General features: G+C 55.1%; 13 protein-coding genes and 1 tRNA gene. 5 read left to right on the top strand and 9 right to left on the bottom strand.

From position 1 onward, the window contains the following. Positions 1-21: 21 nt before the first annotated feature. The 6 genes from PspS35_RS22100 to PspS35_RS22125 form a co-directional block, all read right to left on the bottom strand. Complete coding sequence (locus tag PspS35_RS22100) at positions 22-3,255, bottom strand: hybrid sensor histidine kinase/response regulator (RefSeq protein ID WP_137205664.1); 3,234 nt, start codon at positions 3,253-3,255, stop codon at positions 22-24. Between the two features lie 102 nt (positions 3,256-3,357). Further along, positions 3,358-4,551, bottom strand: a complete 1,194-nt coding sequence (locus PspS35_RS22105) for an EAL domain-containing response regulator (RefSeq protein ID WP_137205665.1) — start codon at positions 4,549-4,551, stop codon at positions 3,358-3,360. Further along, on the bottom strand, positions 4,548-7,364 hold the full coding sequence (locus PspS35_RS22110; RefSeq protein WP_137205666.1) for an ATP-binding protein: 2,817 nt from the start codon (positions 7,362-7,364) through the stop codon (positions 4,548-4,550). The genes PspS35_RS22105 and PspS35_RS22110 overlap by 4 nt, the downstream gene beginning before the upstream one ends. Before the next feature lie 422 nt (positions 7,365-7,786). Continuing rightward, positions 7,787-8,949 (bottom strand): IS3 family transposase gene (locus tag PspS35_RS22115; protein ID WP_159936791.1). Its coding sequence is split into 2 segments (ribosomal slippage): positions 7,787-8,694 and positions 8,694-8,949, totalling 1,164 coding nucleotides; the frame shifts between segments, so codons are not numbered across the junction. Between the two features lie 272 nt (positions 8,950-9,221). Then, entirely contained in the window at positions 9,222-9,896 is a 675-nt protein-coding gene (locus PspS35_RS22120) for an inovirus-type Gp2 protein (protein WP_105162733.1), read from the bottom strand. 540 nt (positions 9,897-10,436) lie between these two features. Continuing rightward, the gene (locus tag PspS35_RS22125) at positions 10,437-10,625 is read right to left on the bottom strand and encodes an AlpA family transcriptional regulator (RefSeq protein ID WP_105162734.1); all 189 of its coding nucleotides are present in this window, start codon (positions 10,623-10,625) and stop codon (positions 10,437-10,439) included. A 233-nt stretch (positions 10,626-10,858) separates the two neighbouring features. Between PspS35_RS22125 and PspS35_RS22130 the strand changes: the two genes are divergently transcribed. Then, entirely contained in the window at positions 10,859-12,544 is a 1,686-nt protein-coding gene (locus PspS35_RS22130; protein ID WP_159936792.1) for a YfjI family protein, read from the top strand. Between the two features lie 635 nt (positions 12,545-13,179). On the opposite strand, the gene PspS35_RS22135 is transcribed toward PspS35_RS22130, so the two are convergent. Continuing rightward, a tRNA-Ser gene (locus tag PspS35_RS22135) sits at positions 13,180-13,269 on the bottom strand. A 60-nt stretch (positions 13,270-13,329) separates the two neighbouring features. Between PspS35_RS22135 and PspS35_RS22140 the strand changes: the two genes are divergently transcribed. The 4 genes from PspS35_RS22140 to PspS35_RS22155 all read left to right on the top strand — a co-directional run bounded on the left by PspS35_RS22140 (position 13,330) and on the right by PspS35_RS22155 (position 16,330). Next, on the top strand, positions 13,330-13,596 hold the full coding sequence (locus tag PspS35_RS22140) for a hypothetical protein (protein ID WP_159936793.1): 267 nt from the start codon (positions 13,330-13,332) through the stop codon (positions 13,594-13,596). Further along, positions 13,589-14,281: a crotonase/enoyl-CoA hydratase family protein gene (locus tag PspS35_RS22145; RefSeq protein WP_159936794.1), complete on the top strand. Its 693-nt coding sequence runs from the start codon at positions 13,589-13,591 to the stop codon at positions 14,279-14,281. Before PspS35_RS22140 ends, PspS35_RS22145 begins: the two co-directional genes overlap by 8 nt. Before the next feature lie 214 nt (positions 14,282-14,495). Then, positions 14,496-15,218: a 1-acylglycerol-3-phosphate O-acyltransferase gene (locus PspS35_RS22150; RefSeq protein ID WP_159936795.1), complete on the top strand. Its 723-nt coding sequence runs from the start codon at positions 14,496-14,498 to the stop codon at positions 15,216-15,218. Positions 15,219-15,358: 140 nt separating this feature from the next. After that, a complete protein-coding gene (locus PspS35_RS22155) occupies positions 15,359-16,330 on the top strand; it encodes a magnesium and cobalt transport protein CorA (protein WP_122305989.1) in 972 nt (323 codons plus the stop codon). Here the strand turns inward: PspS35_RS22155 and PspS35_RS22160 are convergent. Both PspS35_RS22160 and PspS35_RS22165 read right to left on the bottom strand, forming a co-directional pair. After that, entirely contained in the window at positions 16,327-17,040 is a 714-nt protein-coding gene (locus tag PspS35_RS22160) for an amidotransferase (RefSeq protein ID WP_159936796.1), read from the bottom strand. The genes PspS35_RS22155 and PspS35_RS22160 overlap by 4 nt on opposite strands. An 84-nt stretch (positions 17,041-17,124) precedes the next feature. Beyond that, complete coding sequence (locus tag PspS35_RS22165; RefSeq protein ID WP_159936797.1) at positions 17,125-19,272, bottom strand: 3-hydroxyacyl-CoA dehydrogenase NAD-binding domain-containing protein; 2,148 nt, start codon at positions 19,270-19,272, stop codon at positions 17,125-17,127. Positions 19,273-19,282 lie beyond the last annotated feature (10 nt).

The following is a 19,282-nucleotide window of genomic DNA, read 5'->3' on the forward strand; positions in this document are numbered from 1 at the left end:
TATGTGCTAATCATCCATCGTTCATTCTTGACTAAGAGCACCGCGTAACGCGAGCAGGACCGAATACAGTCTCTCCAACAAGCGATGGACTGCACGAGCCGAGGTGACATTCAATTCCTCAGTCGACAGTGTGACTTCCCAATCGTTACAGGCGGCGGATAGCGCCTTGGCACGCACTGAAGCGAACGAACCATTGAGGCGATGCAGTAGGCTCACCAAGGCGGATGTATCTTTTTTATCCAGCGCTATTTGTGCGCTGTCCAGATCGACCTGCAACGTGTCGACCAGCAACTGCTGCATAGGTACCGATAATTTTATCCAGCCGTCCAGGTCACCGAGCACCATAGAGCTATGTGGTTGACGTCGCGTGACCGATGTGGCGGGCGGGCAGTACCGGGCGAGCGTCTCGCGCAGGATTTTCAGGTTCAACGGCTTGACGAGCCAGGCATTCATACCTATCGCAAGACAGCGCTCCCCTTCCTCTCTCAACGCATTGGCCGTCACCGCTACGATGGGGATATCGAGGTCGCGCAAGCGTAACTTTCGAGCCAGTTCATAGCCATCCATCACCGGCATGTTCAAGTCAGTGATCACCAGATCGAATAGCTTCGGCGCCCACGCCACAAGTGCCTTCTCTCCCGTCTCCGCGATTGTTACCTGGGCGCCGAGCGCTTGCAGTTGCTCGGCCAGGACGCCTCTGTTGATAGGGTTGTCCTCAGCGACAAGAACCCGCAGTCCGACGTGGGTCAGTTCTTCAACCCGCCGGGGTATGAAGCGGAAGGTGGGATTGTGGCATGCACGTTCCAGCGCGCTGGCAATACCTTGCATATCGTAAGCATTTACCATCCATCCAATGCCGTCATGTTCGGGCTCGAGTGTACCCGAATGGCTGGCAATCACACGCTCACCGCGCCAATCGTCCCGGCCTGCCGCGCCCGGTATCATGTCCAGCAATACTTCCCCGGGATTACCGTTGAACGACGGCGGCAACGGCGATGCTCTCGCCCCCCAACGGCTGAGCCAATCGGCCAGCGACTGCTCCATTTCCTTGATCGGCGCCCGAACAAATACGGTAATCCCCTGGAGGTCGATCTCACGGTTTTCAGCCACATCACCTGTCGCTTCCGGTAACCGTATGTTCAAGGAAAAGCTGCTGCCAAGACCAGGCTCACTGACTACCCTGAGGGTAGCCGACATCAATTGACTCAAGCGCATGCAAATCGATAGACCCAACCCTGCCCCGCCTGGGCTTTGAGATTCCCCCAACTGCGAAAACGGTTTGAATAGATCGGGCATTTTTTTATGACTGATCCCGACACCCGTGTCCGAGACCTGCCATTGCAACGATGCGTGCCCACCCTCCTGATCGCTGACTTTAACCCGCAAAACAACGTGGCCAGAATCGGTGAACTTAATCGCGTTGCTCAGCAGGTTGTTAATGATTTGCCGGATGCGTCCAGGGTCACCTTGCATCCACGGCGGAAGACTGGAATCCGCGATGCCGTATATTTGAAGGCCTTTGTTAAGTGCAGAAGCGGTATAACTACGTACGGCGTCTTCAAAGATATCCAACGGACAGAACACCACTGACTCAACGGCCATCTGCCCGGATTCGATCTTAGAGACATCCAGCACGTCGCTGATTAACTGCAGCAACGCGGCGGAAGATCGATGGATCGTTTGCAAGTACTCGCGTTGATCGGACTTCAAGTCGGTCAGCTCGAGCAGTTCCAGATTGCCCAGCACGCCATACAAGGGCGTGCGAATTTCATGGCTCATGGTTGCCAGGAATAGAGTCTTGGCTTCACTGGCCGCGTCAGCCGAGTGCTTAGCCTGCTCCATCAGATTGGTATCATCGACATGGCGTGTGACGTCGTTGACACCGCACAACAGCACGTCTTCATCCTGATAGCGCGTAGATACGACGCTGGCCAACAGGTAACGCCCGTCGATTTCGATTTGCACTTCACCGGGCTGCGCGTCGTTGTAATCACGATTGAGAAAGCTAACCAACTGAGGCGTGATCAGCCATTGTTGAGCCCGCTGATTCTCTAACAGTACTTCACCATCACTGCGCCGCAAGACGCATAACCCGACCGGGGCATTGTCCACCATTACACGGTTGAAGGCATTACTCTCGCTCAAGCGGCGGCTGGCGCGCTGCGCAGGTTCGACGACCCTCAAACGGTAGAGGCGATTGATCCACCAGCCCAATAACAAAACGACGCTGAATACTCCGGTAGCCGTCAGCAAAGACCACTTGGCATAACGAAAAAATTTACTGTAGCTGATGGTATAGAGCCCGATCCAAGCCTCGTTTCCCGCTGACAACAACTTAAATCGCAGGCCATAACTATCAAAACTGAATCCGTCGGGGACTTGCGCATAGGACGTGTCAGTCCCAAGCAAGGTTTCTCCCTCCGGGGAAATTAATGTGAGGCTACTGTTGATCGAGCTGATCAGTTGATGATCTGCGTCATTGAGCACTTCCACATTAAGCAACGCGGCCAGAAATGAAAGCCCTTCATCCTTTCCTGAGGGCATAACGGAGCCTGGGAAGGCCACTCCGCTGTACGCGACAATCGTCTTATACTCGGGAAACAAATCCAGGGGGGCACGCATCCAGCGCACTCGATTGTCACTCAGTGTGTCAAGCCTGTTGTGCAGGCTGTCGTAAAGGCGTCCGCTGACGCGGAAGAAATTTCCCATGCCGAGCCGGGGTTGCCTTGGCGTGCTGCCGATACCGGGTATCGCGATGTTGAACTGCGGAGTCGGTGAAAACATAAACAACTGAGGGGCACCGTAATACGACCCCGACCAGTAGGCGGTGTAGTAATCGGTCAGTTGCACGCCCAACGAGAATGCACCTTGCATCTGCGCCGATGAATAGTGCACCCGTTGTGCCAATGTAAAGGGCAGCGACAACGCCAACCCTCGGACCTGATACAGCAGTTCGTCACCATGGCGTATTAATTCTATCGTCGACATGGGTCGTATATCAGACGTGATGTTCTTGTTCGTCTGGCTGTAAGCAATTGCCGCGTTTCGCAGGAAAATCTCATGCTCATGAATGCTTTCGATCAATCGCTCAAAGTGCGACCGGACCTTGTCCCGTTCCTCCTCCAGAACCCTATCACCTGCCCAGAAGCACATGCCCAATAGCAATAACGCAATCCCCACTACGAGCAAAAGAAGTTTATTCAGGCGTTGAAAACTCATCGCCAGAGCACCAAGGCCCGCATTTTCCGGGATCATCTACATAAACTCACTTTGGGGCGCTATCCCCCAGTCGAAACAGCAAGAGACCGGCGCAAATACAGCTAATCCCTGGCTGGTTTGCAAAGGTAGATTAGTCTATCAGGTAAATATTGGCCCTATGCCATCAGCCTCAAGCATCTTTATAAAGTCCACGCTCGCGACCGCCCCACTGATCACATACCCCTGCACCTGATCACAACGGATGTTGCGCAGAAATGCTAACTCGGCGGGAGTCTCGACCCCCTCGGCAGTGACGACCAATCCAAGCTTGTGGCATAAATCGACCACACTCTGCAGGGCAGTGGCATGACTTTCATTTTCGACACAGCCGTGGACCAGAGCGCGATCTATTTTTATTTCGTTGAACGGGGTCGAGATCAAATTGAAATAAGAGCTATAACCTTTGGCGAAGTCATCCTGAGCCAGGCCAAAACCCATCATGCGAAGGCGGCAAGCGCCGGCGTAAAAATTACTCGGGTCATCGGTCGTCGAGCTTTCCATGAGTTCGAAGATAATCAAGCGAGGCTCGGCTTGAGCCCCGACCACCTTCTTCAACAGCCGGTCGGTGAAGTCATGGCTGTCCAGTAAATGAGTCGGCAAATTGACTGAAATGGGCACGTCATAACCGTGCCGACGCCAGAGCGATTGCGCTGCAAGACCGTCTTCGAGCATCCGCCACAGCAGTTGTTCCTGTAAGTCGAATTGGTTGATCGCATCCAGAAAGTCCACAGGCGCCAGCAACCCGAGCGTAGGGTGCCGCCAACGGACAAGAGCCTCGGCGCCACATATTCGACCGGTGCGCAGTGATTTCTTCGGCTGAAACCAGGCTTGTATCTGACCGCTCTTCATGGCCCGCACTAACAACTGCCGACTTTTCTGAACTACCCGATCCGCAGGAGGCGCCGCGCTGTGAAATTTATCCAGACGATCACGCAGCTGCATGACTGCCGTCAACTCCACCGGTTTGGAGAACAGCCCCATCACCGTGAGGCCTGAACTTTCTGCGGCCAACCCGGCGCTGATCAAAATGCGCCGCGACGCGGTACTCATTAATGCCAGTGCCGGTCTCTTTGGAAGTACAGCGATTTCCTGAATCAGTTGGACACCATCCATATCGGGCATGAACAGGTCGCTGACCACCAAGTCATAATCCTTCTGTTGCAAGAAGCGAAGCGCCTCCACACCACCCCATGCTGTGTTGACGCTCAACCCGCCCACTTCGGAAAAGGCATGGTAAAGATACTCCTGCTGGAAAGGGTGATCTTCGACGATCATTACGTTATAGACCTTCAAACCTTGCTCCGTCGATAGGGTTGCAAACAGGTATACAGCGTGCGCAAGGAGAAAGGTTTGACCAGGCAATGACTCATGCCCACGGCAAGCCAACGTTCGCTTTCATCGCGCATCGCATTGGCTGTAAACCCAATGATCGGCACTGAACATCCCAGCTCACGCAGTTTGGCGCTTAGCTCATACCCATTCATATGGGGCATATTCAGATCAGTCAGAATCAAATCAAACTGCGAGACACGGCAGGCTTCAAGTGCTTCCAGACCACTGTTAGCCCACTCGACCTCGCACCCGAGCGCCTCAAGCTGGTCGTACAGTATTAATTGGTTGATGAGGTTGTTTTCCACTACAAGTATTTGCATCTCAAGATTGAACGTCGCTTGGACTGACTCCTGAGACAGCTCCTGTTCCCCTCTCTGGCCTTGAGCCTCGCCGACTGCACGGTGCAGGGCCGACAATCGGCTAAGGCTGACCATGCGATGGGGGTGATCAATATGACACGCATCGTGCTCGTCGCTTGCCGCTATCACCAGCGGGCCGGTCCACTGTGGCTGGAGCTGCTTTTCGACTCGCCCTGGGTGAACTTCGACCAGTACCGCGCCGCCTTCATGTTCATAAGCAGCCGACGTAGCTATCTGCGCTCGCGCGCCCCAGCGGCGCAACCAGCCGCAGACGCTTTCGGCCAGTTCGCGAACCGGCGACACCACGTAGACCACCTCGGCGCACAGTTCGCTGAAAAAACTATCGCCTTCAACTTCGCTCAACTGCTCAAGTGCCAAACACAACGTGAAGCTGCTACCCAGACCGGGCTCGCTGACGACGCGCATGCTACCGTTCATCAAATGCATGAGGCGTTTGCAAATCGAAAGCCCCAAGCCAGCACCGTTTACCACATTGGTATGGCCATCGCCCTGGTAGAACGGCTCAAATATTTGCTGCTGGTCCTCATGAGAGATGCCTTTTCCGGTGTCCGCGACCTGCCAGTGAAGCATGGCGCGTTCGTCGTCGCGGCTGTCCAACTTCACACGCAAGGTAATCCGACCGCTGCTGGTAAACTTGAGCGCATTGTTGAGTAAGTTATTGAGTATCTGCCGAATGCGCACCACATCCCCTTTCACCCAGTCCGGCAGACTTGGGTCGACGCAGGCGAAAAGTTGCAGCCCATTACCATGTGCGGCGCCGACGTAGCTCTGAATCACCTCTTCAATCAATTGAAGTGGCGAGAACCGTACCAACTCCAGTGACAATTGCCCCGCCTCGATCCTTGACACATCAAGCACATCGCAAATCAAGTGCAAGAGGTTTGCGGAAGACCCCTCTATCGCGCTGATGTAGTTGGTTTGTTGGGCGCTGAGTTGGGTGCGGGCCAATAACTCCAAGGTCCCAAGCACCCCGTAAAGCGGCGTGCGGATCTCATGACTCATTGTCGCCAAGAACAGGGTCTTGGCTTGGTTTGCGGCATCGGCCAGTTGTCGAGCCTGCTCGAGAGTGACTTCCGTCTGTATGCGCGTACTGATATCGCTGAACGCGCAGATAAGAACGTCCTCACGCTTGTAGCGTGTGGCAGCGAAGCTCAAGCTGAGATGGCGTCCATCGCTTATCTGCAGCTCGTCGGTGTTGTTTTGTTCCTGGTGGTCGAACCCTCTACATATCCAGTCATGGCATAGATTCTTGCGTTCGCTTCCTGGCCCCAACCATTGCTGCGACAACTGATTTTCGAGTACTACTTGGCCATCCTGACGGCGCAGAACACATAGCGCGATAGGTGCGATATGAATCACCGCGCGGCTGAACTCCTCACTTTCCACCAAGGCTTCGATGCGGTGACCGGCCGGGATAATAAGTCTGCGATCAATCCGAATTACCAGCCACACCATAAACCAGGTCACGCCCGTGCAAATGAGCAAACAGATGAGTAAGGGCCAGAACAAAGGCGGCCATAACGCTTTGAGTTGCGTCGTATACGCTATTCGCCAATCCGAACAACCAAGGTCTTTGACAATCGCTATTTGATGGAAAAACAACAGACTACCCACGATGCCAAAAGCACGCCCGCTGGGCAGTTGCTTCAAAGACCTTGACAGCGCCAGGCCAGCGGCGCCGGAATAGAGCAATTGGTTATTGGCATCCAGAAGCAGAAAATCTCCCGCATCCTCGCGGCGCAGCGCTTTGAGCAAGTCCTGCTTTCCAACCTCCAAACCAAGCCAGCCGGACGCTGGGTCGCGCTCGTCAAGACGTGAGAATACATAGAGGCCCGCGTCCGGATTCTGCTGATCCGTGACCCACACATCTTGGCTTTTCTCACTGCTGGCCAGCGAGTTCAGCACGTTACGAGAAAGTACCGCGGGCTGTTCGGCAATATCGTAAGCATCAAACAATCGAATGACTTTCGCTGGGGCACTGGTTGAAACGTAGAGCAAATTGACTTTTTCGGTGCGCAGATAAGACATCAAGCGGTACGTAAGCCACAGGCTCCAGGTATCGCCACCTTGTTCACCGAGGATAATGTGCGTTTCCTCTCCTGGAACTTCATTGGCGTTCGCGAGCGGCTGTGTATTGTTGCGCACTGCCGCGAGCCCTACGCTTTTGATTAGTGTCTGGCGCGCGATGAAGAAATTTTGAGCATCGGAGATCGCATCGTTCATGTTGCTGCGACGTGAAGAAATCCCCTCATCAAGCGACGCACGAAGATAGCTGTAGCCCCCAGCATACGTGCCCAACACCAAAGCCAGCGCGAACATATGGAGGAGCATTCGCGCAGCTTTGGGCGTGGAAAAAGAGGGGTCGAGTGGACGGATGAACTGGCTTAGTTTCATCCGCCAACTCTAATAGGATGTAGCTTAAAAAATAATCAGACAATCCTTAAAAGCTAAAAACGGATCCTCGTGTGGCGCCCGCGTCGATTTCAAGCAGTTCCAACGGTGTTATGGCGGTCACATTGGTAACTGCGACATCACTGTGCCGAAGCCCCTCTGGCCGTAGCCATCCTCCATAACAACTGCCTAGAGTCATTTTGTAGATAAATCCAAGCGCCCACAGATCTGCAATCCGATGCCCTAGAAGGGTCAGTAGTAAGCGAACAGCCAACACACCTACCGAACGCCCAAATTAATGGCGATGGTGGCAGTGGCATCAATTTAACGGGGAGTTGGTGTCCGGTTTTGAAGGGGCAAGTCCACTGATTACCCCTTCGTACAGGTGGATGGTGACATCCACTCACTCTAGCATAGTGTAGTGGTCAACTCATCCCGGACACGGTTTTGAGTTTTTCTTCCGTTTTCGCTGGGGCCGATCCATCGTTAAATTGATGAGGTCGAATCCAGTTGTAGTGATGCATCAGGTACTGGCTAATGTCTCTCTGAGCCTGGTGGCCGGTCATGTAGCCAGTGGTTGGTATCCACTCTGTTTTCAAGCTGCGAAAAACCCGCTCCATCGGCGCATTATCCCAGCAGTTTCCTCGGCGGCTCATACTCTGACGCATGCGATAACGCCACAGCCGCTGGCGAAAGTTGCGGCTGCCATATTGCGATCCCTGGCCTGAGAGAAATAGCAGGCCTTGCGGCTTGCCACGCTGCTCGTAAGCCACGTCCAACGCCTTGATCACCAAGTCTGCATCCGGCTTTTCTGATAACGCCCAGCCCACCACTCGGCGAGCGTAAAGATCCATGACAACCGCAAGGTAGTGCCATTTCCCCTGCGCCCAGATGTAGGTGATGTCGGCGCACCAGACCTGGTTGGGCGCTTCGACAACAAATTCGCGGTTCAATATATTTGGGATATCCGGCCGCTCGACTGTCGCCTTTTTATAGGCGTGTGATCCTGGCTGCTTGCTGACCAACTCCAGCTCACGCATCAGCCTGCGTACCTTAAACCGTCCAATTTGCTCACCTTCTTCTTGCATCATCAACGTGATGCCTCGACTGCCGGGAGCACTTCGGCCCTGGGTGAACAACTCGCTCACTCGGCTACGCAGCCTTAGCCGCTCAACATCTGGTGTTCGCCGCCTTAGACGATGCGCGTAGTACCCCGAACGAGCGACCTCAAACGCCTCGCACAAGCAGTCAACAGGCTCATGGACGCTTAGCTGATTGATCAGCGCGTACGCTCGAGATCTTCCGACATCAAGAGCGCGGTAGCCTTTTTTAATATTGATTTCTCGCGCTCGAGGCGAGCAATCCGAGCTTCCAACTCCTGGATTTTTTGCTGCTCTGGTGTCAGGGCCTTGCTCTGGGGCGTGACGCCGGTGCGCTCTTGCTGAAGCTGGTCGACCCAGCGGCGCAGCGGCGACTCACCAACACTCAGTGAACGACTGGCTTCGATGAAGCTGTAGTTTTGCTTGAGCACGAGGTCGGCAGCCTCGCGTTTGAATTCTGCGGAAAAGGTACGGCGTTGTTTGGTCATCTGACACCTCGATCTGGCGAGTATTCTCGCCTAAAAGGGTGTCCGGTTTCATTAGACCACTACATAGCGATGCGACTATGGGCGGGGGCGTCCATCCGATTGCTTACGGTCAGTATCCAATCATTGTCGATCTCACCAAAGAAACGACGTGATATCCGCACCCAACATCCAGCTTACCTTCTAGCCCTTAACCTGGTGCCCGAGTACCACTTCGCGCAACGCATCGACCATCGGCTGCAACTGAACCCCAGCCGCCTACATATCAACGCCCCTTAGCACCGACTCCCTCCACATCCATGCTGACCATCACCAAAGACCTTCGTAGCGGACTTACACAGATAGCTAGAGCGGCGAAAGAACTCATCATGACCGAGATAGTCATGCCGAGCTAAGTGATGAGTAGCGTCCTTAGTAACATGTACGGCACCCAGCACATCATCCACCGGTAGACGAAGCGCGCTAGCCCAAGCCAATGTGAGACGGTTGTACATGTTCTTGCTCGTAGACTTGATATAGCCAAGCGAGCAGTAGGCGTCACGATTGAGAAATCCGATGCAGTGGTAATGAGGCCGGCCGCCCTTCCCTACCTCTCTCACCCAAAATAGCCTCGCGCACGTGTCATGGGATGATCTACTGCGCATCCGTGCCCGCTCACGATCATGACTGATCTGCGCGTCCAGTGACGCCTTGAAGCGCTGTATCACCTGGTTAGTCATCGCATCATCAGGCAGCGGCTTCCCACAGGGCAGCCTCAAGTCAAATCTGAAGGCAAATACACGGGCGTAGTCAGACAGAGCGTATTGCAGAGTCTGGTACAGCTTTTCCAAGTACTGCTCAATGAAGGGGCCCTTGTCCAACATGAGCGGGTAACCATCGTAGGTACTTTCATGCCAGTAGCGCAGATTCGTATTACCAGGGATGCGTTTGGGTTTGAATGAAGGGGTCATGACGGTATGTCCTGTTTGTTAGGTCATACCTCAAGCCGATTGTGTTGTTTTTAACTGGAGTGATTCAGATTCCAGGGTCCTCTCTCAGCCGGCTGGTATCTCTAGATGCTGATTACCCCGTTGGTTATATAGGTTCCGAGTCACTGGATTAAAAAGGTTATAAGCGCTGTAGGAGTAGAGTTGTAGGAGCTATAAACATAATGGTTATAGGAGCTATAGCGTAGTACTGTTTTCCGAGGACTAGCCACCGGGCACGCACAGGTCTGACGGAATGAATTCGTCCACAAACACAGCATTCGCAGGCGTCTTCAAGGGGCGGTTTACTCTGGGGAAATATCAACTAGGCACCAACCAGACCAGCGCTGGACCTCAATTCAATTCAATGCAATGCAATGCAATGCAATGCAATGCAGGGCACGCAAGCATCGTTGACAGTCCCTTGGGGGGAGCTCTCAACTGCTAATCGGCATAAGTGCCATGACTGGCAGCTAGCCAGTCATGGCACTTATGCCCGGTAGTCAGCTCTCGCCAGACTGCAACTCATTCGGCCAGGTCGCGCTCCTCGATCCGAGCCAGAATCCAATCGTGTACCTCCTTCTCCACCCAACCAACGCTGCGCTCTCCCAGTGGTACCGGTTTCGGGAAGGTACATTCCGCGATGTATTTGTAGATGGTCGACCGTGCCAGGCCGGTGGAGTCGGTGACTTGCTTCAGTCGGATGATTCGCATGAGCGGGCTCCTCTGTATGGCTCAGAGGAATGGCTGGGTTAGTAAAAAATGACTCACACCGGGCTCCTGCACCTACTTCGCTGAGGCAGCTTCCCCCACCTAAAACGCATAACCTGCGTGATTCAAAGACAACGCGAGCGCAGGGTCGCGTCGTCGTTTATTCAATAATAGAGAGTGGAATTATTCATTTCGTCTGCTATTGTCGCTATAAATAGCGGATATAGCAGATAAAAGTGAATTCGATTGATGTTGAAATTCCCACCATGATTGAAACCTATTCAGATGCCTCGCAGGACATTTGGCCGAGTTTCCGTGAAAACAGCTTGTTGGACGGGGCGGTGAGAGAGGCTGCCCGAGAACTGCAGGTTCACCGAGAGATGGCGATAATGTGCGCCTTCGGCGCTATGGCAACAGCCTGTCAGGGGCACGTGGATGTCGAAATGCCCACCGGGCATAAAGTACCGACCTCACTCATGCTGTTGACCATTGCTGATTCTGGTGAGCGGAAGACCACGACGCAGAATTACTTCTTCAAGGCCATCAACGCGCGAAATGATTCGGCGTATAAGGCCAACAATGAAGCCCTGGCGGAGCACAAGGTCAAACACCATCTCTGGGGCACGCATAAACGCCACTTAGAGCGCACCTACAGCAAGTGCGCCTCTCAACAAGACGAACCCGCAACGCTCGCCGCTCGGGATGCTGTCGCCGAACACGTCAGGACTGAACCGCAACCTGAGCGCTCGGGCAAATTTCTCTACGAAGACACGACCCCACAAGCGCTAGTGCAAATGCTCTATGAAAACTCGCCGAACGGTTGCCTGCTGACCAGCGAAGCCAGCAGTATTTTTAGTGGCAAAGCCCTGGGCGAACTAGACAAACTCAACACCCTCTGGGATGGCAACAGCGTGATCGTTGATCGCGTCTCAAGAGCAGGCTTTATTCTCCAAAATGCCCGACTCACACTGTCGCTCATGGCGCAGCCGAGCGTGATAGCACGTTTCATGGGCAAACGCGGTGAGGAAGCCCGCGGCACGGGATTCCTCGCTCGCTTCTTGGTCGTCAAACCGCGTCAAATGGCGGGTCAACGCAGTCCGGTAAAACTATCTGCACTGCCGCGCCAACAGGCATTCAATACCCGCATCCACGAACGACTGACCGCCCCCGTTAAGACTGACCGCCAGGTATTGCGCTTTTCGGAGTCAGCAGCAGAATTCTGGCTTCAGTGCAGTCGAGGCCTCGAACAGCAGATGCAAGAGAACGGCCTCTACTATTACCTCAAGGATCACGCCTCCAAGTTGCTCGAAAACACCAGCCGCCTGGCGGCCATCCTACATACGTTCGAGCGCGAGCTGGACAACGACATCGAGATTGAAGAATCCACCCTGCAGTTTTGTTGGAAGTTCGCACAGATTTGCTCAAAACACTTCATCGACCATCTGGCTAATGAGCCGCAACTTGTTACAGATGCCAATAATTTAGTGCACTACTTGTTGCAAACGGCTTACAAAGAGTCCCGTACAGAACAAGAGCCGAGAACTGCACGCAAAAATGAAATCAACCCAATCAGCGGTTCCGCTAATATGCCTCGACCTAACGATTTGAAGCCGGGGGCAAAAACCCAATTCACATTGACACAGGTAAAACAGTACGGCCCCAGCACTCTGAGAGGCCGCGCCAGTGCCGAGCGACTCGAGGCGACGATTAAGTTGTTAATCCAGCTCGGACATGTCGACAAGGTAGGAAGCTACTATCGTTTTCAGGAAACCATTTTGCTCAAACGAAAACCTGAAGTTAAGAACGGCGAAATTATCACCATTAAAGAGTTACCGCTGTTCAGTGAGCAAGAGTGTTGGGAACCTGAGCGGCGCCGCGGGTTGGTAAATACATCAGGCTACTTCATAAAAATCCGAACGTAGCTACCAACCGGGAAAAGCTCAATGGCAATAAATATAAACCACTCGTAGCGCCGATGAAATTTTCACGCCTTATCGATACGTTATAACATACGCTTTTAGAGTTATCGCAACAGCTCGATTGATTTAGTCCGCTTATGATTAGGGAGCCCTAACCAAGCTAGGCCGAGGCAAATTAAGCAACTGAGGAAAATCACAAAATCGATGGTACGCCCAAGGTAGGACACTCTCGAATATTATGGGACTGATGAGCCAAATGAGTGACGCATGGAGAGACTTGGTGAGGACTCATCGACGATGCGCGCTAGCCACCCTTGAATCGCGACGAGATAGATGCACGTCGAAAGGCCGATAAAGGATGAGGAGGATAAGGATGCAGCTCAACCTCATTGCGTTCAAATATGACTGCTAGAGAAAGGTGAATTTGAGTTGAAGCTACAACACATGCGGAAAAGACTCCTTGCAACTTGAATCGAAGCAAATGCCGCACGTCGCAATGATGGATAGACTTGCAGCGGAAACTATCGACAGGCTTCCGAGGCAAGAAATGCCTCAAAATCCAGATGGGGGAACAGATGGGGGAACAAAATCACCAGATACAAAAAAGCCCCGTAAAAACGGGGCTTTTCAGTAAAATATGGCGGTGAAGGAGAGATTCGAACTCTCGATACAATTTCTTGTATACACACTTTCCAGGCGTGCTCCTTAAGCCACTCGGACACTTCACCGTATCTCGTCAAACTAGTTCAGTCTGTCGAGGCGCGCTAATGTAGTCGAAAGCCTTTCTGATGGCAAAGGTTTTTTTCAGAATTTTCATGCGCTTAGGCAGTTATGCCGGAATGGGCCCGGTGCAGGGCGGTGATTGTGCCAATCTTGGGCAGGGTTTTGATGGTCAAGGCTCGGTGCTGTGCCCTGCTGCAGGCCATTTGCGGGTGGGGATGCGGGAAAAGGCTGACTGGCCAGTCAGTCACGGCGCTTTACCGGGACGGGCGTGGTGGGTAACGTCTGCTGCATTCTTCTATAACAAGTCCTACAAGGAACCGCGTCATGAGTGAGTTGATTGCCTACCACCTCGAAGACGGTATCGCGACCCTGACCCTGAGCAACGGCAAGGTCAATGCCATTTCTCCGGATGTGGTCAGTGCGTTTAATACAGCGCTGGACCAGGCCGAGAAAGATCGGGCGGTGGTGGTGATCACCGGGACGCCGGGGATTTTGTCGGGCGGTTATGATTTGAAGGTGATGACCGCCGGCCCTAAAGAGGCCATCGGCCTGGTGACGTCGGGCTCGACGTTGGCGCGTCGTCTGCTGTCGCACCCGTTCCCGGTGATTGTGGCGTGCCCTGGGCATGCGGTGGCCAAGGGCGCGTTCCTGTTGTTGTCGGCGGATTATCGGATTGGCGTGGAAGGCCCGTTCAGCATTGGCCTGAATGAAGTGGCAATCGGCATGACCATGCACCACGCCGGGATTGAGCTGGCACGGGATCGTCTGCGCAAGTCGGCGTTCCACCGTTCGGTAATCAATGCCGAGATGTTTGACCCGCAGGGCGCGTTGCAGGCCGGCTTCCTCGATAAGGTGGTTGCGCCCGAAGAGTTGCACGCAGCGGCACTGGAAGCTGCACGCCAGTTAAAGAAGATCAATATGAACGCCCACAAACATACCAAGTTGAAAGTGCGCAAGGCGCTGCTGGACGCATTGGACGACGCGATCATTCAGGATCAGGGCCACAACGTGATCTAAGCCCCTCGTCGCAACCGTGCAAAAGCCCGACCCTGTGTCGGGCTTTTTCTTACACACCAGTTAAAAACATCCTAAGCCGCTCTAGCCAGCCGGTGCCAGAAGGCGTTGAAACATGCACTTAAACATCGGCTATCTCCTACCGCCACCGGGGTAATTGCCGAAGACAGTGCACAACCGTACACTGCGCCACCTTTTGCCCCCGTAGGCCGTGTCGATGCTTTTTTTGTTACGTATGCTGTTGATGGGCCTGCACTTTATGCTCGCCGGTGTGCTGGGCGTGCTTATAGGGATCTGCCGGCCATTCAACCCGGACAACAGCCGCCTGTGCGCACGCCTGTATGCGTTACCTGCGATGCGCATCTTGGGGCTGAACGTGAAGACGGATGTCGACTCGCTGCGCAACAAGCCGGGTACGTGCGTGGTGATCGCCAACCACCAGTCCAACTATGATCTGTTCGTGGTGGGCAATGTGGTGCCCTATCGCACGGTGTGTATCGCCAAAAAAAGCCTGAAATGGGTGCCGTTGTTCGGCCAGTTGTTCTGGCTGGCGGGCAATGTGTTGATCGATCGCGGTAATGCGCATAAGGCGCGCCGTGCGATGCTGACCACCACCCATACGCTGCAGCACAAAGACACCTCGATCTGGGTGTTTGCGGAAGGCACGCGCAATATGGGCAAGGGTTTGCTGCCGTTCAAGAAAGGCGCGTTTCATATGGCGATCGCCGCAGGTGTGCCCATCGTGCAGGTGTGCGTGAGCAATTACGTCACGCATATGAAGCTCAATCGCTGGAACAGTGGTGATGTGCTCATACGTTCGTTGCCGCCGGTTCCTACGGTTGGGTTGACAGCGAATGACGTCCCGGCGTTGATGCAGGCGTGTCAGGCGCAGATGGATGAGTGCATTGCAGAGCTGGATCGCGAGTTGCAGTCGGCCTGAACCCTTTTGGGGGCGCTTCGCACCGCAGCGCGAGCAAGCTCGCTCACCACACAAAACTCGCCGCAACCACGACCACGACGGAACGTCATTCAAGCTAAGCTGCCCAACACCTGTCCTCCTAACAAGAAGTGATCAGCATCATGGGTAGAGTTGTTGCGGCCGCCGTCTACAGCGCCGGTAAGAAAGTCACTGATATCACCCTTGATGAAGGCGCGGCCTGGGCCGCCAAACCCGGACATTTTGTGTGGATCGGCCTGGAAGAGCCCGACGCCCAGGAATTGGCCAACCTGCAACGCCAGTTCAACCTGCACGAACTGGCCATCGAAGACGCCCTGGAAAAACACAGCCGCCCCAAGCTTGAAACCTTCGGCGATGCGCTGTTTATCGTCACCTACTCACCGGTGCGCGAAAACGGCAAGCTGGAGTTTATCGAGACCCATATTTTTGCCGGCAACGGCTACATCATTACCGCACGCAACGGTCACTCCGCGTCCTACGGCTTTGTGCGCCAGCGCTGTGAGGCGCGCCCACTGTTGCTGGAGCACGGGGAAGATTTCGTACTCTATGCGTTGCTGGATTTCGTCACCGAAAACTACCAGCCGGTCAGCGAAGCAATCCACGCCGAGATCGATGAACTCGAACGCAACGTGCTGTGCAGTTCGCTGAGTGAGCGAGACATCCAGAAGATCCACGGCCTGCGCCGCGACGTGCTGCGGCTCAAGCGCTATGTGGCGCCGATGGTGGAGATCAGCCAGGAGCTGCAGAAGCTGAGCTTCCCGTTTATCGACAAGAACATGCGCCCGTACTTCCGTGACGTGCAGATCCACGTGACCCGGCAGATGGAAGACCTCACCACCCTGCGCGACATCGCCAGCCAGACCATCGAGATCGGTGTGTTGCTGGAGGCGTCGCGCCAGAGCGTGGTGCAGCGCAAGTTTGCCGCGTGGGCAGCGATCCTGGCATTCCCCACCGCAGTGGCAGGGATTTATGGGATGAACTTCCAGAACATGCCCGAGCTGCAATGGCACTACGGCTATTTTGCGGTACTCGGGTTTATTGCGGTGGGATGCACCAGCCTGTGGGCCAGTTTCAAGCGTTCGGGCTGGCTTTAGGCTTTGTGCGCCACAAAGCGCATCATCCATTGCGCCACGGTGGCGCCGTGGTGCTCGCGCTCCAGGCTGGCGACGCCGTTCGTGTAGATCTTCTCGCCCAAGGTTGTCTGAAGAATCTCCAGCAGTTCGCGGGAATAATCGTGGATAAATTCCGGGTGGCCCTGGAAGCACAGCACTTGGTCGCCGATGTGGTACGCGGCAAACGGGCAGAAATCGCTGGAGGCAATGACCGTGGCGTTGTCCGGCAAGGTGGTGACCTGATCCTGGTGGCTGATCAATAGCGTCAGCTCGGGCACTTCGGGGCTCATCCACGGGGCCTTGGTATCGAGCTTGTAGTCATGAATGCCCATGCCCCAGCCTTTGCTGGCGCGTTCAGCCTTGCCGCCGAGCAGCAAGGCCAACAGCTGGTGACCGAAGCAGATGCCGAGCAATTTGTCGCCACGCTCATAGCGCTGCAGCAAGTAGGTCTTGAGCGTCTGGATCCAAGGGTCGGTACCGAAGGAATCGGCCTTGCTGCCCGTGACGAGGTAGGCGTCAAACACCTCATCGTCCGAGGGATATTCACCCTGTACCACGTTGTAGACCACAAACTCGGCCGCAATCGGCTGCTTGGAGAACAGGCGTTTGAACATCTGCCCGTAACCTTGGTACTGATCGATCAAGCCTGGACGCAGGATATCGGTTTCCAGGATGCAGACGCGTAGCGACATAAAAAATACCTGACACGGCGATTGGAATATTGAACACCCAGAGCCTGCCTTGAAACACCCCTTCAAGGCAAGCCCCTCCATTAATCACCGAAACACTTCACCCCTCGCCGCTTTGTCCAATAACAACACCGGCGGCGCAAACCGCGCCCCATACTGCTCTGCCAGGTAGCGCGCCCGGGCGATGAAGTCATCCAAGCCGTACTGGTTGATAAACTGCAACGCCCCACCGCTCCATGCTGCAAAACCGATGCCGAAGATCGAACCCACGTTGGCATCAGCCGTGGACATCAACACGCCCTCCTCCACACAGCGCACGGTTTCGATGGCTTGGATAAACAACAAACGGTCGCGTATATCCTGCGAAGAGATCCGTTGACCGGGTTGCTCAAAGCGGGTTTTCAGTTCAGGCCACAGGTACTTTTGCCCGCCACTGGGATATTCATAAAACCCGCCGCCTGCCGCTTTCCAGGCACGTTTGTACTCGTTAACCAGCAGATCGATGACGGCCGTCGCAGGGTGCGCTGGCACGCTCTTGCCCTCAGCCTGCAGATCTTTCGCCGCTTGCTGCCTTATATGGTTCATCAGGCTGAGGGACACCTCATCGGACACCGCCAACGGCCCCACCGGCATGCCGGCCTTGCGCGCTTCGGTCTCGATCATCGGCGCGGCCACGCCTTCGCCGAGCATGGCGATGCCTTCGTTGGTAAAGGTACCGAACACCCGCGACGTGAAGAAACCGCGACTGTCATTGACCACAATCGGGGTTTTCTTGATTTGCAGGACGAAGTCAAAACCTCGGGCCAGGGTTTCGTCCGAGGTGTTGGCACCCTTGATGATTTCCACCAAAGGCATCTTGTCCACCGGGCTGAAAAAATGCAGCCCGATAAATTTGCCTTGGTAAGGCACGGCGCCAGCCAGACCGCTGATGGGCAAGGTGGAGGTATTGGAGGCGATCACTGCGCCTGCACCGACCACACGTTGCGCGGCGGCCGACACCTTGGCTTTCAGCTCACGGTCTTCGAAGACCGCCTCGATGATCAGGTCGCAGCCGGCCAAATCGGCATCCGAGTCCGTCGGATGAATTCGCGCCAGCGTGGTTTCCCGCTGCTCGACGGTCAATTGCCCACGACTGAGCTTCTTGTCCAGCAGTGCCGCCGAGTGGGCCTTGCCCTTCTCGGCGGCAGCGAGGTTGACGTCCTTGAGCACCACCTCGATCCCTGCGCAGGCGCTGACATAGGCGATTCCCGCCCCCATCCTCCCGGCGCCAAGCACACCCACTTTGCGCGTCACATAAGGGGCAACGCCCTGGGGCCGCGAGCGGCCGGCGTTGATGTCATTGAGCTGGAACCAGAAGGTGCCGATCATGTTCTTCGCCACTTGACCGGTGACCAGCTCGGTGAAGTAGCGGGTTTCGATCAGGTGTGCAGTGTCGAAATCCACTTGGGCGCCTTCGACGGCGGCGCAGAGAATTTTCTCCGGGGCCGGAAAGCAGCCCTGGGTTTTGCTGCGCAGGATCGACGGCGCAATCGCCAGCATCTGTGCAACTTTCGGGTTCGACGGCGTGCCGCCGGGGATTTGATACGCCTTGTCGTCCCAAGGCTGTCTGGCTTCGGGATTGGCCAGGATCCAGGCGCGGGATTTGGCCAGCAGCTCGTCACGGTCCACGGCCAACTCGTTGATCAAACCGGCTTGCAGCGCCTGTTGCGGCCGGACCTTTTTACCTTCCAGCAGATACGGCAGGGCTTTTTCCAAGCCGAGCATACGCACCATACGCACTACGCCACCGCCGCCTGGCAGCAAGCCGAGGGTGACTTCCGGCAAACCAAGCTGCACCGACTTTTCGTCAAGCGCGACGCGGTAATGACACGCCAGGCAAATCTCCCAGCCGCCGCCCAAGGCCGCGCCATTGACCGCGGCCACCACGGGTTTTCCGAGGGTTTCCAGGCGGCGCAGTTGCGCTTTGAGCACCAACACATTCGCGTAGAAATCCTTGGCGTGGGCCTTATCGACCTGGATCAATTCATTGAGGTCGCCGCCCGCGAAAAAAGTCTTTTTCGCCGAGGTGATAATCACCCCGGCAATGTGGTCCTTTTCCGCCTCCAGGCGCAGGACGGTGGCCGCCATAGCCTCACGGTAGACGCCGTTCATGGTATTGGCGCTCTGGCCGGGCATATCGAGGGTCAGCACCACGATCTGGTCCTGGCCTTTTTCGTAACGAATGGCTGAGGTCATGACAGCTTCC

This window comes from Pseudomonas sp. S35 (genome assembly GCF_009866765.1).
GTDB lineage: Bacteria > Pseudomonadota > Gammaproteobacteria > Pseudomonadales > Pseudomonadaceae > Aquipseudomonas.